This is a genomic window from Pseudomonas sp. NPDC078416 (assembly GCF_050268485.1).
Classification (GTDB): domain Bacteria; phylum Pseudomonadota; class Gammaproteobacteria; order Pseudomonadales; family Pseudomonadaceae; genus Aquipseudomonas.
The window spans coordinates 62,962-81,137 of the sequence record NZ_JBNNGV010000009.1 but is presented as its reverse complement, the minus strand read 5'-3'; the positions used below and the strand labels follow the sequence as shown (position 1 = coordinate 81,137).

Sequence of the window (18,176 nt, the reverse complement as noted above, 5' to 3'; positions counted from 1 at the left end):
CCGAAAGTCGCCCCTTTTTTTGCACACTACCCGGCCTTGCGGCCGGGAGTATCCATCGCTACTACAGGGCTAGTTAGACTGCGCCGTGCAGTACTACAACGTTGTCGTTGTGTGCGATTGCTTCTGCAGAACCAACGATGCCGATGGCGACGTCAGCGTGAGTGCCGCCGTTAGCCAGGACTTCGGTCCAGCCAGCCTTGCCAGCGTCGTCAGCTGCACGACCGGTAGCGGTCTGGTACAGAGCGTCGATGAACGCGCCGTCGGTTTTGGCAGAAGCTTCGGCCGAACCAACGATGCCTGCAGCAACTTCACCACGGCTGGTGCCGTTGAACAGTTGCGATACCCAAGCGTCCAGGCCAGCGTCATCAGCAGTGCGACCCAACACGTTGGTGTACAGATCACGAACGAAGGTGCCGTTCGACTGATCCAGTTCCTGTGCTTCAGCAGAGCCAGCAATGCCAGCAGCTACATCAGCCAGAGTACCGCCGTTTGCCAGTACGGAAACCCAGCTCTCGGAACCGGCAGTATCAGCAGCACGACCCAACAGGGTGGTGTACAGGTTGTCGATCTGATCTGTGGTCTGAGCACCGCCGAATTCGGCAGAGTTCAGGAACTGGTTAGCGATGTCGGTCAGCGAAGTGCCGGCTTCTACCAGACCAGTGAACGCTTGAGCGCCAGCTTGATCAGCGTCGCGACCCAGGATGCCTTCGTACAGGCGCAGTGCAGCAGCTTCAGCGTCGCTGTGTGCCAGTGCGATGGTGGTGCCATCAGCGAAGTTCAGGAACTCTGCATCAGTGATTGCTGCAGTCTGGCCAAGGTTAAGTGCTGCAGATGCCAAAGTTACGTTGTTGTTATTGCCAGCAGTTACGGTGTAATCCGCAACAGTGCCGTCCAGTTGAACAACGTCGTAACCGCCGCCAGCGTTGACGATGTCAGTGTGGTTAACGCCGCTCAATACGATGGTGTCGTTGCCGGTACCAGTGGTGATGACGTTATTGCCAGCGCCAGCCACAACGGTGTTGTTGCCGTTGCCAGTGGTGATGGTGTCGTTGCCATCGCCAGCGTCGATGTAGGTGTTCTGGTCGCCTTTGACATTGACGATGTCATCGCCATTGCCGGTGGTAACGGCCAGTGCGATAGCTGTAGAAGCATCTGCAGCAGCAAAGGCGCGAGCAAGGGATGCAGTCTCAGCAACGGCTGGGGCATCGATGGTCACGGACAGGTTGGCGTCGCTCTGGAACACGAACGCTTTGGCCGAGCTCAACGAAGCCGGGACGTCCAGAACAACCAGATCACCCTGTACGCCTGCGATGTTGGCTACTACAACGTCTGCAGTCTGACCAGCCGGTACCTGAGGAGCGTTAACGCCGTCCCAAGTGCCAACGTTGACAGTCTGAGCGGTGTCCAGGCTCAGCAAGCTGCTGATGGTGGCCGCTGTTGTATCGGAGAACGCCGGAGCGTCCAGGAATGCTTGGATATTTGCTGCTGAAACCGGGCTGTCGTATTGCATGGGAAGTCCTGTTACTTCAAGCCATCTGGCTTGTATTACTGAGTTTCTGCGTCAATGCAGAGTTTTCCCACGGAGACTTATAGCGGGCAGCGTTCGTCTTCGTTACGGGTGTAATGCAGATGTGCAGCGCCACCAACGGCTCGGTGCCGGTGGGGCCATGCATCATCTGATTGGGCACAATGGATCGCGGCGAGGAGCCGCTGAACACGATGTGGCCAGATAATTCGTATAGATGCCGGTTCGGGCCGACGAGGCTGAAGCCTGCCGACACCAAGCCAAGGCGTTTGCCGCGCGTGCCGGTGAAGGTCCCCGCAGGCACGTTCGAACTCGGGCCTGAGCCTGAAACTGTAGAGGTGTAAACCAGGTCGACACCCACGGGCTTGTCATTCCAGATGACTTCGAAGCCTTCGAGGCGCTTTGTGCTGTCATGCATGCCCGCCCAGCCCTCATGGGACTGAACATCACCGATTCCCTGAAAGTGGGCAATCAATGTCAACGATGCAGGCGCCGTATTCGAGGTTATGGCCGGACTGGGCTCAGCAGCGCTGATCACGCTGTAGTCGCGCATGATGGCGGGGGACGTGTCGATACGGTCGATGCGCAGATCGATGGGATCAATGCTTTCATCGAACATGTGATATTCGGTAATCAGGACTGTCGCGATGCCGCCCTTGACCCGGGCCACAATGGTGTCGCCCAGCTTGCCCAGCATGTTCTTGCTGATGCCTTCAGCCGGGAAGAAATCGATGGCGCCTTTGCCAAGCGGAGCTTGCTGCAACGCAATGCAGACGGGCTTGTCTGCGGAGGACTGTGAGGCGTAACGGAAGATATACATTCCCGGTTCAAGCAATGTGACGCGGGAACTGATCTTCAAGCCATCTAATGTTTGCGACTGCACTCAATAAGTTTCCTTCTTATCCCGAGCTCACAGCCGTTGATAGCAACAAAATTGGTCCATCAACGCTGCAATCGTACTGCGTAACTTAGTGGCGCACTGGTGGCATCTGCCGAAGAGCGAGGTTAATCGATCCCTCAGAAATGTCAATTCGGAATGTAGGAATCTTCCTGGTTGTCAGTGCGAAACGAGTGCGGAGCATAGTGATATGGATTCATCCGTTTGTGGGAACCGTTGGTCCGATGCGTTCGGGTTATGTGTGTGTCGGCAGGATGATCATCTTCTTGAGAGCAACGGCTGCCACGACACGACGCTGGCAGCGCTTTGCAAGAGAGGCTGCGCAAGGAATCGGCGGGTCGCAGTGTTGTAGCTGCGTGGAAGATTTTCAGGGCGCGCGTTTGAGAGGCGTGGAGATTTTGACAGCTCTAGCCGGGGCATTTGAGGGGCGCGACGGTTAGGCTGATGAATTTTTCGGGGTAATGTTGGACGCTGTATGCGTGGAGACGGCTGGCCCATCCGTTCGATAAATTCCCAGGGGTAGGCCTGCAAAGGTGGTTGATCTGCTCACTCGATTCGTTTGCGGCTACTCCCCCAGCCTTGATGCTGCCTGAAAATCGAGGGTTGCCGACTTGGGGTAAATCGAGCAACGGTAGTGGCGGGATGTGAGTAATGCCTGCAACATTACTCCCTCATATTCATGACCTGTCATCCGGCTGAGTATCAAATTTATGAACTTTCTGAATGGTACGCACTGCACCGGAGCTGTTGAATTGTCCAGTATTGAAACATTAAGAAAACTTAATCTGAATGGCTCACCCCGGCAGTCGTTGATGGCCTCTTAATGCTGTCTGTCTGATCTGTCGCTGGTACACTCTCGGGCGTTTTAGCCTTTTTCTCATCAGTAATGGATTCTATGAGTCGTTCACACGAAAACAACCTGCAAGCAGCGCTCAAGGCTTGTCGCGGAAGCTTCCTCTCCGTCGGGTTCTTCAGTTTTTTCGTCAACACGTTAATGCTGGTTCCCACCTTTTACATGATTCAGATTTCAGGTCGGGTGGTGCCCAGTAGCAGCACCTCCACGCTGATCATGCTTACCCTGATTCTTACCATCCTGATGATCACGATGGGCTCCCTCGAATGGGTGAGGTCGCGCATCATGGTGCGCATCAGTAATCGGCTGGATGTCCTGCTCAGTCGCGACGTATACCGCGCGAGCTTCAAGAAGGCGTTGAACAGCGGTGGTATGGACGCCTCGGCGCAGTCGCTCAATGACCTGACCTCGCTGCGGCAATTTCTGACCGGTAACGGGTTGTTTGCGTTTTTCGATGCGCCGTGGCTTCCGGCCTACACCGCCGTGATGTTTCTGTTCCACCCCTGGTTTGGATGGATGACGGTCATTGCGGCCGTTGTTCTGGTGGTATTGGCTTACCTCAATCACCGCTACACCGGCAAGGCGCTGACAGAAGCCAACAAGCAAAGCCTCACTGCCAACCTGCACACCACCAAAAGTCTGCGCAACGCTGAAGTCATAGAGTCCATGGGCATGCTCGATACGCTGATGGGCAAATGGGCTGTTCGTCAGCGGCGCGTTTTGGTTTTGCAGTCCGATGCCAGCGACAAGAGTGGCGTCATCACGTCCATTTCCAAGACGTTCCGCAACTGGGCTCAGTCGATGATGCTGGCGGCGGGCGCGTACCTGGTGATCACTCACGAAATTAACCCGGGCTTGATGATGGCCGGCTCTCTTTTGCTAGGCCGTGCACTCGCACCTATCGATCTGATGATCGGCAGCTGGAAAGGCTTTGTCGCTGCTCGCGTGCAGTACCAGCGCTTGAACGACACGCTGGACAAGCTCAACGCCGAGCCGGAGCGCATGTCTCTCCCTGATCCGGAAGGGCATCTGCAGGTCGAAAACCTCGTTGTGGCGCCACCCGGTGCGAAAGCGGCGGTGATCAGGAACATCAGTTTCGTGACGCCCGCGGGCAGTATCGTCGGTATCGTCGGACCGAGCGCGGCAGGCAAGTCGACGCTGGCGCGTGCGTTGCTCGGCATCTGGCCGCCACAGCACGGTGTGGTCAGGCTCGATGGCGCCGACATCAGTACTTGGGACAAGCAAAAGCTGGGTCCGCATCTGGGTTACCTCCCGCAGGACATCGAGCTGTTCGAAGGCAGCATCAGCGATAACATCGCTCGCTTCACCAAGGTCGATCCCGAGAAAACCGTGGTGGCAGCACGCATTGCCGGCGTCCATGAAATGATCCTGCAATTGCCGGACGGCTACGACACCGTGATCGGCAGCGAAGGCGTCAACCTGTCCGGCGGCCAGCGGCAGCGCATTGGTCTGGCGCGTGCGGTATATGGCAACCCTCGGTTGATCGTGCTGGATGAGCCCAACTCCAACCTCGATGAGGTCGGTGAGCGTGCATTGGGCGTGGCACTGCAGAAGATGAAAGAGACCGGCGCGACGGTGTTCATTATTTCGCATCGCCCCAATGTCCTTTCGCGGCTGGACCGGATCATGGTCCTGAACAGCGGCGCGATGACGATGTATGGCCCGCGTGATCAAGTGATCGCCGAACTGGCTCAGCAACAGGCCAAAGCTCAAGCCCAGACGCAGGGTCAAACCCCGCCTCGTGTTGCTCCAGCTCCAGCTGCGACCGGCGCAATTCAGCCCAGCGCCTGAAAGGAATTCTTGAATGACCAGTAACGCGATTACCGTGCTCGACGAGCCGTCTGATGATATGCCGACTTCCGACCGCGGCATCCGCCGGGTCGGGATGACGATTGTCCTGGTGACCTTTGGTTTGTTCGGCACGTGGGCAGCTTTTGCTCCGCTGGGCAACGCGGTCTACGGCACCGGCGTTGTCACCGTACAGAGCTACCGCAAAACCGTTCAGCATCTGGAAGGCGGGATCGTAAAAGAGCTGCGCGCCCGTGATGGCGACACCGTGCACAAGGGCGATCCGTTGATCATCCTTGACGATGGCCAACTCAGTTCCGAATACGAATCCACCCGTAACCAGCTCATCACGGCTCGCGCCAAAGAGGCCCGTCTTCGCGCTGAACGTGACAATCTGCCCGCTATCCCGGCGTTGAAGATCGATGGCGTTGAAAGCGATCGTGCCCGCGAGGCCATTGATGGTGAAGCCCAGGTCTTCAGGTCGCGGCATGACGCGCGTCTGGGCGAGATCTCGGTGCAGCAAGAGCGCATCGGCCAGTTGAAGCAGCAAATCATTGGCCTCAACGACATGATCGGCACCAAGGTCAATCTCGAGAAATCCTATACCCGCGAGATCACCGAGCTTAAGGATCTGCTGCGCCAGGGCTTCGTCGACAACCAGCGTCTGCTTGAGCAGGAGCGCAAGCTGGACATGCTCAAGTCTGAGGTCGCCGACCACCAGTCGACCATCACCAAGACGCGTCTGCAGATCAACGAAACCGAAATGCAGATTGTCCAGACCAACCAGAAATTCAGCTCCGATGTCGCCAAGGACTTGAGTGACGTGCAGGCGCAGGTCTTCGACTTGCAGGAGAAGGCCAGCGCGCTCAAGGACAGGCTGTCGCGCATCGTCATCCGCGCGCCGGAAGACGGCATGGTGCTGGACATGAAAGTGCACACCATCGGCGGTGTCGTCAGCGCGGGAACACCGTTGCTGGACATCGTGCCGGAGTCTTCGGACCTGGTAGTTGAAGCGCACGTCTCGACGAATGACATCGACCGCATCACCCTTGGCAAACTCACGGACGTGCGCTTCAGCGCCTTCAATAGCGCTACCACTCCGGTGATTCAGGGGGAGGTCACGCGAATCTCGGCGGACCGTCTCACTGACGAAAAATCAGGCGAGGGCTATTACCTTGTGCGGGTGAAAATCACCGATGAAGGTCTGAAGCGCCTGGGCGATCGCAAGTTGCAGCCGGGCATGCCGGCGGAAGTGCTGATCAATGCCGGCGAACGCACGATGCTGCAATACCTGCTCAAGCCTGCGCGCAACATGTTCGCCAAGTCGATGATCGAGGAATGACAGTGGTACGTTTTCTTCCCGGTTTGCTTTTTGGTTTGCTCGCACTCAACGCTCATGCCGCACAGCCTGTAGCCCCGCAACAGGTCAGCGCTTCTACCTATTCCCTTGATCTGATGACGCTGTACAAAGAGTCGCGGCTTGAAGACCCGCGCATTCTGTCGGCCTATGCCCACGCGCGCTCTGCCGAACAGCAGGAGCGCGAAGCGTTTGGCGGGTTGTTGCCCCAGGTGTCGGTGGACAGCAACTTCAACAGGATCTTGCGCAAAGACGCTGAGTCGCGGGAAATCTACGACAACAAAAGTTATGGGCTGAACCTCAGCCAGTTCATCTACAACAAGGAAGCGTGGGAGCGTTATCAGAAGGCCAAGAGCGTCACATTGCAGAAGGCGTCGCAGTCCGAGGACTCCCAGGCCGAAGCAACGGTGGATCTGGCCAAGCGATACTTCGCGGCGCTCGCTGCCGATGATGCGCTGGAGCTGGTCTCGGCCGAGCGGCGCGCCACTCAGGGCAGTCTCGATCGTGTCAACGCCATGTACGCCAAGCAGATGGCCAAGATCACCGACATGCTGGATCTCAAAGCGCGGGTCGACTCATTGCTGGCCCAAGAGATCGAAGCGCGCAATCAGGTGCGTCTTTCACGGGAAGGATTGTCGGAAATTGTCGGTCGCCCGATCAACGAGCGCTTGAGCCGGATCCGGAACGACATCGCGCTGCAGGCACCTACGCTGCCGCTTGATGCCTGGATCGCCCAAGCGCTCGACAGCAACCCCCGCCTGAAAGCCTATGAAAGCAACCTGGCGGCGGCCGATGCAGCGGTTCGTGAGGGGAAGGGCGGTCACTACCCTTCTCTGAGCCTGAACTTGGGCGCTCAACAGAGTGACGTCGGTTACGACAACACGCTGACCCCTCGAAGCGACAGCTACGTCGCAACCATTGGCCTGAAAGTGCCGATCTACAGCGGCGGCTCGACCTCAGCACGAGTGCGTGGGCTGTATGACGAGCAATATGCGGCCGAGCAGGATCTTGAAGGGGTTCGCCGGCAAGTGGTGAAGGAAACCACCAACGCGTATCTGACGGCCCAGTCTGCCGTGGACAAGATCCGCGCGGGGCAGAACGCGTTGTCCTCGGCCAAACAGTCGAGCATCGCGGCGCAGAAGGCGTTTACCTATGGTGTGGTTAACGCCGTCGACGTGCTGACCGCTGTGCAGAACGAATTCAAGGCGCGCAGCGATCTGCTGAAATCGCAGTACGACTTCATCACCAATCTGTTCATCCTGAATCGCTGGGCCGGCAAGCTGTCGCAAGAGAGCGTTGCCAGCGTGAACGTCTGGCTGGGCGGCGATGATTCGGAAGCGCTAAAGGACTTGAATAATTCAGCCCCCAGTAACACCAAAGTTACCCCTAAGTAGCCTTCAGCCGCTTACGCCTTGGGGTGTGCCGCCAACACTTTGCGGTACACCGCCAGGGTCTGTCGCGCGCATTCCTCCCAAGTAAACTGACGGGCGCGTTCCAGCCCTATTTCAACTCGCTCGGTTCTGAGCGCATCGTTGCTCAAGACGTCGAGCATGGCCGCCGAAATGCTTGCAGCATCCAGCGGGTCGACCGCCCAGGCGGCATTGCCGGTGACTTCCGGCAGGGACGTGGTGTTCGACGCAATGACCGGGCACTGCGCCGCGAATGCTTCGATCACCGGCAAGCCAAACCCTTCGTACAAAGACGCAAACACCAATGCGCTGGCGCTCTGGAGCAGTGCGAACACGTCGGACTGCGGCAGGTAACTGAGCCAGCGCCCTTCGCCCTTTGCTTCCAGCGCCTTGAGCTGCGGAATCAGGTCTTCGTTGGCCCAGCCGTCACGTCCCACCACGATGAGCGGGTGCTGTTTGCGCACCGGCTCTGGCAGCGCATTGAACGCCTCCAGCACCTTCGGCAGATTCTTGCGCGGCTGCAGCGTGCCGATGAACAGGAAGAAACCGGGTTTGAGTTGGTGTTTGTCCAGAACAGCGTCGCGGGTTTCGAGGGGAATGCGCTCGAAGTAGACCGGGTCCACGCCCAGGGGCGTCACGCTGATTTTCTCGGGGGCAATCCCCATGTGCGTGACCAGATCCTGCTTGCTGTGTTCGGAGATGGTGATCAGGTGATCGGCGCTGTGAACGCTTCGCGCGAACAGCCAACCCTTGAGGGTTTTGAGGTTCTGTCTGATCCACTCGGGATGGATCAGCGGAATCGCGTCCATCACCGTGGCAATGACGGGCACGCCGCTGATGCGCGGGATCTGGTGATCGGAGGCGTGGACGATGTCGACATCGCGAGCGATGGCGGAGGAGTTGGGCAGCGGCAGGCTGAGCAAACCGCTCGCCAGCACCTGAATGCGGAAATCAGTCGAGAGTGTCTTGGGTACGCCGCACGCCAGTTCAGGGAGATTGCGGCCGAACGCGTAGGGTTTGACGGTGATGCTCGGGTCTTCGCTTTGTTTGAGCGCTTCCATCGCCTGCCACAAAGAGCGGGTGTACACGCCGATCCCATCGAGATGACCGGCACGTTCACACATTGCCCAGACGGTGCAGCTCAAACCAATATCCATACGCGTTTCCAAACCAACCCGGTGAGTCACAAAAAATAAGTTCGCGAGACTACCACGCGTTCGCCCTCTAAGCATTTGTCGCAAATGCCAGATCGTCTGGCATGCACTGTTGAACGGCAACGCTTGATACGTCCAACCTGTAAATGATGCGTAAGAGCTTGTATTCTGCGTCGCTTGGCAAGGAGCGACATTGTTCGGATTCAGGATTCATCCCGACTAACGCGGGAGTGTCTATGCCACAACCTCACGCGGCGCCACGAGGGCGTTGCGGATCGATCAAGGTAGATAACTCGCGTGAAGATTTTAGTTACTGGCGGCGCAGGCTTTATAGGCTCTGCTGTCGTACGGCACATTATTGCCAACACCACCGATTCGGTCGTCAATGTCGACAAGCTGACCTATGCGGGCAACCTCGAGTCGCTTCAGGCCCTTGACCAGAACGAGCGCTATGCTTTCGAGCACGTCGATATCTGCAACCGCGAAGACCTTGACCGCGTATTCCACGCACATCAACCGGACGCCGTGATGCATCTGGCAGCAGAGTCCCACGTTGATCGCTCCATTAGCGGCCCGTCCGAGTTCATCCAGACCAACATCATCGGCACCTACGTGCTGCTGGAAGCGGCGCGCAACTACTGGTCGTCGCTGGAAGACACCCGAAAGGCGGGTTTCCGTTTCCACCACATTTCGACCGACGAAGTGTACGGCGACCTCGAAGGGCCGGAAGACCTCTTCACCGAAACCACGCCGTATCAACCAAGCTCGCCGTACTCGGCCAGCAAGGCCAGCTCCGACCATCTCGTTCGCGCCTGGGCTCGCACCTACGGCCTGCCTACATTGGTCACCAATTGCTCGAACAACTACGGGCCATTCCACTTCCCGGAAAAGCTGATTCCTCTGGTCATTCTGAATGCACTGGAAGGCAAACCGCTGCCCATCTATGGCAAGGGCGACCAGGTTCGTGACTGGCTGTTCGTTGGAGATCACGCCCGTGCGCTCTACAAAGTGGTCACCGAAGGGGAAGTAGGCGAGACCTACAACATCGGCGGGCACAACGAGAAGCAGAACATCGAAGTTGTGCGCACCGTTTGCACATTACTTGACGAACTGCGCCCTGATTCAGCATTCCGTCCTCATATCGATCTGCTGACCTACGTTCAGGACCGTCCGGGCCACGACCTGCGTTACGCGATCGATGCCAGCAAAATCCAGCGCGAGCTGGGCTGGGTTCCAGAGGAAACCTTCGAGTCGGGCATCCGCAAAACGGTGCAGTGGTACTTGGACAATCCTGAGTGGGTGGAGCACGTCAAAAGCGGCAGCTACCAGCAGTGGATCGATAAGAATTACGCTGCGCGTGCTGACAAGGCATGAAGATTCTTCTGCTGGGTAAAAACGGACAGGTCGGTTGGGAGTTGCAACGCGCGTTGAGCGTGTTGGGTGAGGTGGTTGCGCTTGATCGCCATCCGGCCGCCACTCCCTACGGCACGCTGGTAGGCGATTTGTCAGACCTCGCCGGTCTGCGGGAAGCCATCCGCAGCGTTGCTCCCCGGATCATCGTCAATGCCGCTGCTTATACGGCAGTGGACAAAGCCGAGACCGAGCGCGAGCAGGCCCATACGATCAATTCGCTGGCGAGTCAGGTGATGGCCGAAGAGGCGAAGCGACTCGACGCGCTGCTTGTACATTATTCAACCGATTACGTGTTCGACGGCAGCGGCACGACACCGTGGAAAGAAACCGACACCGTCGCGCCGGTCAATTACTACGGCGCCACCAAGCTGGAGGGCGAGCAGCTTATTGCTTCCTCTGGCTGCAAGCACCTGATATTCCGCACCAGCTGGGTTTATGCGGCGCGCGGCAATAATTTCGCCAAGACCATGCTGAGACTGGCCAAAGATCGGCCGTCGCTGAACGTGATTGCCGATCAGATCGGTGTGCCAACAGGCGCCGATTTGCTGGCGGACGTCGCCGTTGCGGCGGTGCAGCAAGCCTTGGTACGTCCCGAGCTGTTTGGCATTTACCACCTGGCGCCGACAGGTGAAACGTCGTGGCACGCCTACGCCAGCTATGTCATCGACTTCGCGCGCGCCAATGGCGAAGTGCTTGCTGTCGAGACGATCAATCCCATTCCGACCACGCAATACCCGACCCCCGCTAGCCGTCCGCTGAACTCACGTCTTTCAACGGACAAGCTTCGCAACGCCTTATCCCTGCACTTGCCGGATTGGCAAAGTGGTGTAACCCGCATGCTTATGGAAGCTCTTAACAAATGAACACAACTAATCGTAAGGGAATCATTCTGGCTGGCGGTTCGGGAACGCGTCTGCACCCGCTGACCTTGGGCGTATCCAAGCAAATGCTGCCAATCTACGACAAACCGATGATTTTTTACCCGCTGTCGGTACTGATGCTGGCCGGGATGCGCGAGATACTGATCATCTCCACGCCAGAAGACTTGCCCAGCTTCCGCAAATTGCTGGGCGACGGCAGTCAGTATGGCATCGAGCTGACCTACGCCGAGCAACCGAGCCCGGATGGCCTGGCACAAGCCTTTATCATCGGCGAAACGTTCATCGGCAAAGACCCTTGCTGTCTGATCCTGGGCGACAACATCTTCTACGGCCAGCACTTCTCGGACAATCTGCGCGCTGCGTGCGAGCAGACCGAAGGCGCCACCGTGTTCGGTTATCACGTTAACGATCCCGAGCGTTTCGGTGTGGTCGAGTTCGACAAGAGCGGCCGTGCCTTGAGTATCGAAGAAAAGCCAGCCCAACCGAAGTCCAGCTATGCAGTGACCGGCTTGTACTTCTACGATAATCAGGTCGTCGAGATCGCCAAAAGCATCAAGCCTTCCGAGCGCGGCGAGCTTGAAATCACTGACGTGAACCGCGCTTACCTTGAGCAGAAAAGCCTGACCGTGCAGATGTTGGGGCGCGGCTTTGCCTGGCTCGACACTGGCACTCATGAGTCGCTGCTTGAGGCCAGCCACTTCGTTCACACCATCGAACAGCGCCAAGGCTGGAAAGTGGCGTGTTTGGAAGAGATCGGTTACGCCAACGGCTGGATTTCCGCCGATGTTCTGGCGGCACAGGCCGAGAAGTTGAAGAAGACTGGCTACGGCCAGTACCTGCGCGGTCTGCTGGACGGTCAGCCGCGTTAGGGTAACGGCATCGCTTACGTGTGGGCGGCCAAGGGGTAGCCCACTCGTGGAGACAGGTCTGACGGCGCGTTCGCGCTAGCCTTTATTCGAATACGTCGGCGGCAGTGAGACTGACCGCTTGCTGATCTTTGCCCGAGAGACTCGGTGCACGGTCCAGCGGCCAGTCAATCGCTACTGTCGGGTCGTTCCAGGCGAGGCTGCGCTCATGCTCAGGCGCCCAGTAGTCGGTGGTTTTGTAAACGAACTCCGCTACTTCGGACAGCACCACAAACCCATGGGCGAACCCTTCCGGAATCCATAGCTGCTTCTTGTTCTCTGCGCTCAGGTGAATACCCACCCACTGGCCAAAGGTAGGAGAACGCCTGCGCAAGTCGACCGCGACGTCGAACACCTCACCACTGATCACACGCACCAGCTTGCCCTGAGGCTGCTTGACTTGATAGTGCAGCCCGCGAAGCACGCCCTTGGCTGAGCGTGAATGGTTGTCCTGAACGAAACTGACTTGGCGTCCGAGTACCTCTTCGAAAACTTTGTGATTGAAACTCTCGAAGAAAAATCCACGTTCGTCGCCAAACACCTTGGGCTCAAAAACCATCACATCGGGGATGGCGAGTGGGGTCGCGTGCATGGTTTCTTTATCTCTCATAAGAACGGCGAATAGAACAAGCGGCACACTTTAACCCCGCTGAGTGCGGTCGTCATCGGCCAGGATGTTGTGCTCAATCAGCGTGGCTGGTCGGCTTGATACAGACCGGTCCTGAGGTCGTCATGATCTCACCGCGCCATTGCGTTTCCTCCCCCAACCCCTCACCATCGCTTTCCGTTATCCATTGCCTGATGGACGAGACAAATTGGCGACACGCCCGGCTCAAAAGCGCCCCGGATTATGGATGCTTCTGGCGCTTGCACTGACGTGCACGGCGTGTGTCGGCTATCTGAACGCGGATTGGGATTTTTCCCTGATCAGCCGCCGCGCCGAAGCGCTGTACGGACCGTTGGGCGCGGGCAAGCAGCGCATCGATGCCTGGCAGAACTTGCTGGCGACCGAGAAGCAAGTCAGCGAGATGGACAAGCTCAACGTCGTGAATCTGTTCTTCAACAAGCAGATGCGCTACGCCGAAGACATCGACCTGTGGCACGAGGTCGATTATTGGGCGACGCCGGTCGAGTCGCTGATCAAGGGTGCGGGGGATTGTGAGGATTATGCGATCGCCAAGTATTTCAGCCTTCGGCGCCTGGGGGTACCCAGCGAGAAGCTGCTGATTACGTACGTCAAGGCGCTGCGCCTGAACCGCGCGCACATGGTGCTGACCTATTACTCGAGCCCCAACGCCATGCCGCTGGTGCTTGACAGCCTGATCGACGACATCAAACCCGCCAGCCAACGAACGGACCTGTTGCCGGTGTATGCCTTCAACGCTGAAGGACTGTGGCTGCCGGGCGCGCAGGGCAACAAGAAAGTGAGCGACACCAAACGTCTGTCCCGGTGGCAGGACGTGCTGAAAAAAATGTCTGCAGAAGGCTTCCCCACCGAGCCCGAGAATTAGGAGTACTGATGTCTCTGTTCAAACAGCTGTTGATCGCGATCTGTCTGTTTCTGGTGGTTGCCTTTGCGGGGAGTTTTGTCGTCAGCCTGGAAAGCTCGCGGGCGCAGTACGTCAATCAGTTGCGCTCCCACGCCCAGGACGCCGCGACCTCGCTGGCGCTGTCGCTGACGTCCAATATCGACGACCCGGCGATGGTCGAGCTGATGGTGGCGTCGATCTTCGACAGCGGTTATTACGCGAGCATCCGCGTGGTGGATCTGGCCAGTGGCGACGCCATCGTCGAGCGCAGTGCGACGCCGGACAATCAGGGTGTGCCGCAGTGGTTCATCAACGCCATCGGGCTTGAGCCGGCGGGCGGCGAGGCAATTGTCAGCCGTGGCTGGCAGCAGACGGCGCGGGTCGAGGTGGTGAGCCATCCGATGTTCGCGCTGGCCAAGCTGTGGCAGAGCGCGCTGGGCAGCCTTGGCTGGTTGCTGGTGTGCGGCGTAGTCAGTGCGATTCTCGGCGCGATGTTGTTGCGCCGGCAGTTGAAGCCGCTGGACTACATGGTCGCGCAGTCCCAGGCGATTGGCCGTCGTGAGTTCTTGGTGTTGCCCGAACTGCCGCGCACGCCGGAGCTGCGCCGGGTGGTGCAGGCGATGAACCAGATGGTCGAGAAGCTCAAGGCGCTGTTTCAGGAAAGCACCGAGCGCAGTGAGAAGCTGCGCATCGAGTCGTATCAGGACAGCCTGACCGGGCTGTCCAACCGCCGTTATTTCGACATGCAGCTCAACGCCCACGTCAGTCATCTGGAAGACGGCCGTGCGGGGTATTTGATGATGTTGCGCGTCAACGACCTGGCTGGCTTGAACCAGCGTCTGGGTGGCAAGCGCACCGATGCCTTGCTGGTGGCGGTGGCGGAGCAGTTGGTGCGTCACTGTGAGAAGTATCCTGAAACCCGCAACCTCATCAGCCGCAGCCGTGGCGGGGAGTTCGCCGTGCTGGCGCCGGGTATGGTTCACGATGAAGCCGTGCAACTGGTGCAGAATCTCGACGCAGCGCTGCAGAGTCTGGAAGCCACCGGCGCTTCCGATGTCTCACCCGTCGCCCACATGGGGCTGGCGCCGTACAGCCCGGGCGATGCCTCGCTGACCTTGCTGGGGCTGGCCGATCAGGCGCTGTCCCAGGCGGAAAGCGGCGGCGAGCAGTCCTGGTATTGCATCGAGCGTGGCGCGATTGGCGATCTGGGTGAAGACCAGCATGCGTGGCACAGGACGCTGGATCATGCGTTAGAGCACGGGCGTTTTCAGCTGTTCTTTCAGCCAGTGGTCACGTCGGGCGATGGGTCGACCGTGATGCATTACAAGGTGCTGTCACGGCTGGTCGATGCTGACGGCGAGACGATTCCGGCCGGCCGCTTTCTGCCGTGGCTGGAGCGGTTCGGTTGGTCGAGCCGGCTGGATATGCTGATGCTGCAGCAGGTACTGAGGCATCTGGGTACGCACAATGAGCGCTTGGCGCTGAACCTGTCGGCGGCCACGCTCAACGATGCGTCCGCGCTGAATGAAGTGTTCAACGCCCTGCGCCAGCACCCGAAACTCGGCGCGCGCCTGACCTTCGAGATCGGCGAGGAGCAGGTGCCGGAGCAAGCGGTGCTGGAGAAGTTGACCCGACGTTTGCAAGAAGCCGGCTATTCCCTGGCGCTGCAACGCTTCGGCGGACGTTTCAGCATGATCGGCAACCTGGCTCATTTGGGGCTGGCGTATTTGAAGATCGATGGCAGCTACATCCGCACCATTGACCAGGAAAGCCATAAGCGCTTGTTCATCGAAGCGGTCCAGCGCGCGGCCCACAGTATCGACCTCCCACTGATTGCCGAGCGGGTTGAGACAGAAGGCGAACACCGGGTGATCGTCGAGATGGGGATTGAAGGGGTACAGGGGCAGTTGTTCGGGGATCCTGCGCCGTGGAAGTAACGAACGAAGGAACGCGCCCGCTGTTTTAACTTAATATCGATGGCTGACGCGTTCTGTGTAGGAGCGCGTTTGCCCGCGAAAATGCGGTGTGCCAGTCACCTCTTTAGCGACTGATAGAACGCGTTCGCCAGCAAGCCGGCTCCTACGGATTTGGGTGGGTTGATCAATAGGCGTTGTGTCAGGCGTGGGGGGCGGCGCCCCGGAAAGCGCATTCGCGGGCAAGCGCGCTCCTACGCCCTTCGGGCAGAGGCGGACCGCGGTCCATTCCATTTCATCCTGCGATTCCACAGCGGCGGGGTGGTCATCCAATGCGTCTGCCGGTGAACTCAATGATGCTGGCTGACGCGCTCTGTGTAGGAGCGCGCTTGCCCGCGAATGCGGTGTGTCAGTCACCCCTTTAGCGACTGACAGAACGCATTCGCCAGCAAGCCGGCTCCTACGGATTTGCATGGGTTGATCAATAGGCGTGGTGTCAGGCGTGGGGGGCGGCGCCCCGGAAAACGCTTTCGCGGGCAAGCGCGCTCCTACGCCCTTCGGGCAGAAGCAGACCGCGGTCCATCCCATTTCATCCTGCGATTTCACAGCGGCGGGGGTGGTCATCCAATGCGTCTGCCGGTGAACTCAATGATGCTAACTGACGCGCTCTGTGTAGGAGCGCGCTTGCCCGCGAATGCGGTGTGTCAGTCACCTCCTTATCAGATGACAGGACGCGTTCGCCAGCAACCCGGCTCCTACGGATTTGCGTGTGTTGATCAATAGGCGTGGTGTCTGGCGTGGAGTGCGGCGCGTCGGAAAGTGCATTCGCGGGCAAGCGCGCTCCTAAGCCCTGCGGGCAGAAGCAGACCGCGATCCATGCCATCCTTTCGGGTATATTGCCGACCAACAGGGGCCTGATCCAACGCGGACTGCCGGCGGTGCGTCGTCCACCATTGCGTTGGGTGGTCAAGCTTGGGTTTACATCGACACGCGACCCGCGTCGTTATTTCAAATCAAACAATGGAAGCGCACTTATGAAGCTATGGACTGCACTATTAATGATGGCAACCCTCTCAGGGTGCGGCACCATCAAGACCCTCAACGACGAGAAAGGGGCCGCGGACACATTGGCGCGACACAGCTCCAATTGCCAGTCCATCCCCCGTGCCTACAGCGGTGCGGTTTACCAGTTCTGCACCTTGAACGCCCCGCCAGTTTCCGGCCCACACTGGTCTGCACCCACCATTGCATTGGACATGGCCCTTTCCGCTGTCGCCGATACCGTGCTGCTTCCCTATACGGGGTATCAGCAATACCAGCAGGGCGACATCAAGGTCCGACGTAAGCAGTACTGATCGGTCGTCTTTAATGCGTCGGCTGCGCCTTTGCTCCGCGCTAGATCGCGTGAAATGCCCGCTGACGCGCTACTACCTGTAGGAGCAGGCTTTCCCGCGAAGGCGGTGTGCCAGACGACTTCGATGTCATCTGGCACACCGCTTTCGCGACCGTCGTAACCTCCGATTGCTCCTACAGGGGATTTGCGGTCGACGCGGATTTGGATGCGGGTGCAGAAATTGTGGGAGTGAGCTTGCGCGCGATTGCGGTGGGTCAGTCACCTTTCTATAACCGACAGGACGCGTTCGCCAGCAAGCCGGCTCCTACGGATTTGCATCTGCCGCGAACCTGAATTTTGCACCTGACGCCGCGCGTTCTAGGAGGTGCCGGGGTGGCGCTCCACCTTGTCCCGCGATCGGCTGCGCAGCAGTCGTAAAACCTCGCGACGCTGTACTGGCTGACACACCGCATTCACTGGGTTTACTGCCGCTGCGCGCCAGATCGCGGGACAAGCCACGCTCCTACAGGGGATTTGCGTTCGACGCGGATTTGGATGCGGGTGCAGAAATTGTAGGAGTGAGCTTGCTCGCGATTGCGGTGGGTCAGTCCCGACAGAACGCGTTCGCCAGCAAGCCGGCTCCTACGCATTTGTGTGGTTTGATCAATAGGCCTCGTGTCAGGCGTGAAGGACGGCGCGTCGGAAGGTGCATTCGCGGGCAAGCGCGTTGCATTCACCGGGCAGCCGCGTCTGGCCTCTGATTTCCCATAGATTTTGCATCACGCACCCGAACACGGGCTTACCCAGGGGCGGGTAGGCGCGTTGCTGCTGAAGGCGTTTACAGAAAGGGGCGTTTCAGATCAGCCGTTGTTCATCATCATTGATCAGGTCGCTCAGGCCGCCCAGTGTTTCCCGGGCCTGGGTACGATCCATCAGTTTCGCCTGTGCGGCGGAGGGGAGGTCGGTGATGTTGAGGATGCCTTTGCTGGTCAGGACCTGAATCAAGTCGTCCAGTACCCGGATCATGTCCATGTCGCTGGACTTGAGCTGGATCAGGCTTTTCTCGACCACTTCGTTGGCAAACCAGGCTTGCACCTGATGGTCATCGGGCGGCAGTTGCTCGCTCGCTTCGGCGAACGCCGTTGCTTCCACGCGAACTAGCGTTCCATCGGCATCGCGCTGAACGTAAAACATGGC

The 18,176-nt window shown here is 58.7% G+C and carries 14 protein-coding genes; 9 read left to right on the top strand and 5 right to left on the bottom strand.

All coding sequences use genetic code 11. The features are described from left to right. Window positions 1-73: 73 nt before the first annotated feature. Both ACQKEN_RS11250 and ACQKEN_RS11245 read right to left on the bottom strand, forming a co-directional pair. Window positions 74-1,510 carry a DUF4214 domain-containing protein gene (locus tag ACQKEN_RS11250; protein WP_427685516.1) on the bottom strand — a complete coding sequence of 479 codons (1,437 nt, stop codon included), beginning with the start codon at window positions 1,508-1,510 and terminating at the stop codon, window positions 74-76. A 16-nt stretch (window positions 1,511-1,526) separates the two neighbouring features. After that, on the bottom strand, window positions 1,527-2,345 hold the full coding sequence (locus ACQKEN_RS11245) for a hypothetical protein (RefSeq protein ID WP_427685565.1): 819 nt from the start codon (window positions 2,343-2,345) through the stop codon (window positions 1,527-1,529). A gap of 973 nt (window positions 2,346-3,318) precedes the next feature. Here ACQKEN_RS11245 and ACQKEN_RS11240 point away from each other — a divergent pair. Genes ACQKEN_RS11240 through ACQKEN_RS11230 form a run of 3 tightly spaced genes read left to right on the top strand, consistent with a single transcriptional unit; the run spans window position 3,319 to window position 7,836 of the window. Continuing rightward, window positions 3,319-5,088: a type I secretion system permease/ATPase gene (locus ACQKEN_RS11240; RefSeq protein ID WP_427685515.1), complete on the top strand. Its 1,770-nt coding sequence runs from the start codon at window positions 3,319-3,321 to the stop codon at window positions 5,086-5,088. A gap of 13 nt (window positions 5,089-5,101) precedes the next feature. After that, window positions 5,102-6,427: an HlyD family type I secretion periplasmic adaptor subunit gene (locus ACQKEN_RS11235; RefSeq protein ID WP_427685514.1), complete on the top strand. Its 1,326-nt coding sequence runs from the start codon at window positions 5,102-5,104 to the stop codon at window positions 6,425-6,427. Beyond that, complete coding sequence (locus tag ACQKEN_RS11230; protein ID WP_427685513.1) at window positions 6,424-7,836, top strand: TolC family outer membrane protein; 1,413 nt, start codon at window positions 6,424-6,426, stop codon at window positions 7,834-7,836. Before ACQKEN_RS11235 ends, ACQKEN_RS11230 begins: the two co-directional genes overlap by 4 nt. Window positions 7,837-7,847: 11 nt before the next feature. Here the strand turns inward: ACQKEN_RS11230 and ACQKEN_RS11225 are convergent, their stop codons facing one another. Continuing rightward, window positions 7,848-9,008, bottom strand: a complete 1,161-nt coding sequence (locus tag ACQKEN_RS11225) for a glycosyltransferase family 4 protein (protein WP_427685512.1) — start codon at window positions 9,006-9,008, stop codon at window positions 7,848-7,850. Window positions 9,009-9,302: 294 nt separating this feature from the next. Here ACQKEN_RS11225 and rfbB point away from each other — a divergent pair, with 294 nt between their 5' ends. Genes rfbB through rfbA form a run of 3 tightly spaced genes read left to right on the top strand, consistent with a single transcriptional unit; the run spans window position 9,303 to window position 12,168 of the window. Then, window positions 9,303-10,379: a dTDP-glucose 4,6-dehydratase gene (gene rfbB / locus ACQKEN_RS11220; protein WP_427685511.1), complete on the top strand. Its 1,077-nt coding sequence runs from the start codon at window positions 9,303-9,305 to the stop codon at window positions 10,377-10,379. Continuing rightward, the gene (gene rfbD, locus ACQKEN_RS11215; protein ID WP_427685510.1) at window positions 10,376-11,281 is read left to right on the top strand and encodes a dTDP-4-dehydrorhamnose reductase; all 906 of its coding nucleotides are present in this window, start codon (window positions 10,376-10,378) and stop codon (window positions 11,279-11,281) included. The genes rfbB and rfbD overlap by 4 nt, the downstream gene beginning before the upstream one ends. Beyond that, window positions 11,278-12,168 carry a glucose-1-phosphate thymidylyltransferase RfbA gene (rfbA, locus tag ACQKEN_RS11210; protein ID WP_427685509.1) on the top strand — a complete coding sequence of 297 codons (891 nt, stop codon included), beginning with the start codon at window positions 11,278-11,280 and terminating at the stop codon, window positions 12,166-12,168. Before rfbD ends, rfbA begins: the two co-directional genes overlap by 4 nt. 82 nt (window positions 12,169-12,250) lie before the next feature. Here the strand turns inward: rfbA and rfbC are convergent, their stop codons facing one another. Beyond that, a complete protein-coding gene (gene rfbC, locus ACQKEN_RS11205) occupies window positions 12,251-12,796 on the bottom strand; it encodes a dTDP-4-dehydrorhamnose 3,5-epimerase (protein ID WP_427685508.1) in 546 nt (181 codons plus the stop codon). Window positions 12,797-13,019: 223 nt separating this feature from the next. Between rfbC and lapG the strand changes: the two genes are divergently transcribed. The 3 genes from lapG (at window position 13,020) to ACQKEN_RS11190 (ending at window position 17,001) form a co-directional block, all read left to right on the top strand. Further along, the gene (gene lapG, locus ACQKEN_RS11200) at window positions 13,020-13,715 is read left to right on the top strand and encodes a cysteine protease LapG (protein WP_427685507.1); all 696 of its coding nucleotides are present in this window, start codon (window positions 13,020-13,022) and stop codon (window positions 13,713-13,715) included. Window positions 13,716-13,723: 8 nt separating this feature from the next. Then, window positions 13,724-15,670, top strand: coding sequence for a cyclic di-GMP receptor LapD (lapD, locus tag ACQKEN_RS11195; protein WP_427685506.1), 1,947 nt, complete (start codon window positions 13,724-13,726; stop codon window positions 15,668-15,670). 1,034 nt (window positions 15,671-16,704) lie between these two features. After that, the gene (locus ACQKEN_RS11190; RefSeq protein ID WP_427685505.1) at window positions 16,705-17,001 is read left to right on the top strand and encodes a YceK/YidQ family lipoprotein; all 297 of its coding nucleotides are present in this window, start codon (window positions 16,705-16,707) and stop codon (window positions 16,999-17,001) included. 833 nt (window positions 17,002-17,834) lie between these two features. Here ACQKEN_RS11190 and ACQKEN_RS11185 read toward each other — a convergent pair. Continuing rightward, window positions 17,835-18,173 (bottom strand): tryptophan synthase subunit beta, encoded by a 339-nt coding sequence (locus tag ACQKEN_RS11185; protein ID WP_237259869.1) that lies wholly within the window; start codon window positions 18,171-18,173, stop codon window positions 17,835-17,837. Window positions 18,174-18,176 lie beyond the last annotated feature (3 nt).

Excerpts from the sequence above, each read along its gene's own strand:
- ACQKEN_RS11250 (WP_427685516.1), bottom strand. The coding sequence starts at position 1,510 with ATGCAATACGACAGCCCGGTTTCAGCAGCAAATATCCAAGCATTCCTG.
- ACQKEN_RS11245 (WP_427685565.1), bottom strand. The coding sequence starts at position 2,345 with ATGTATATCTTCCGTTACGCCTCACAGTCCTCCGCAGACAAGCCCGTC.
- ACQKEN_RS11240 (WP_427685515.1), top strand. The coding sequence starts at position 3,319 with ATGAGTCGTTCACACGAAAACAACCTGCAAGCAGCGCTCAAGGCTTGT.
- ACQKEN_RS11235 (WP_427685514.1), top strand. The coding sequence starts at position 5,102 with ATGACCAGTAACGCGATTACCGTGCTCGACGAGCCGTCTGATGATATG.
- ACQKEN_RS11230 (WP_427685513.1), top strand. The coding sequence starts at position 6,424 with ATGACAGTGGTACGTTTTCTTCCCGGTTTGCTTTTTGGTTTGCTCGCA.
- ACQKEN_RS11225 (WP_427685512.1), bottom strand. The coding sequence starts at position 9,008 with ATGGATATTGGTTTGAGCTGCACCGTCTGGGCAATGTGTGAACGTGCC.
- rfbD (WP_427685510.1), top strand. The coding sequence starts at position 10,376 with ATGAAGATTCTTCTGCTGGGTAAAAACGGACAGGTCGGTTGGGAGTTG.
- rfbA (WP_427685509.1), top strand. The coding sequence starts at position 11,278 with ATGAACACAACTAATCGTAAGGGAATCATTCTGGCTGGCGGTTCGGGA.
- rfbC (WP_427685508.1), bottom strand. The coding sequence starts at position 12,796 with ATGCACGCGACCCCACTCGCCATCCCCGATGTGATGGTTTTTGAGCCC.
- lapD (WP_427685506.1), top strand. The coding sequence starts at position 13,724 with ATGTCTCTGTTCAAACAGCTGTTGATCGCGATCTGTCTGTTTCTGGTG.
- ACQKEN_RS11190 (WP_427685505.1), top strand. The coding sequence starts at position 16,705 with ATGATGGCAACCCTCTCAGGGTGCGGCACCATCAAGACCCTCAACGAC.
- ACQKEN_RS11185 (WP_237259869.1), bottom strand. The coding sequence starts at position 18,173 with ATGTTTTACGTTCAGCGCGATGCCGATGGAACGCTAGTTCGCGTGGAA.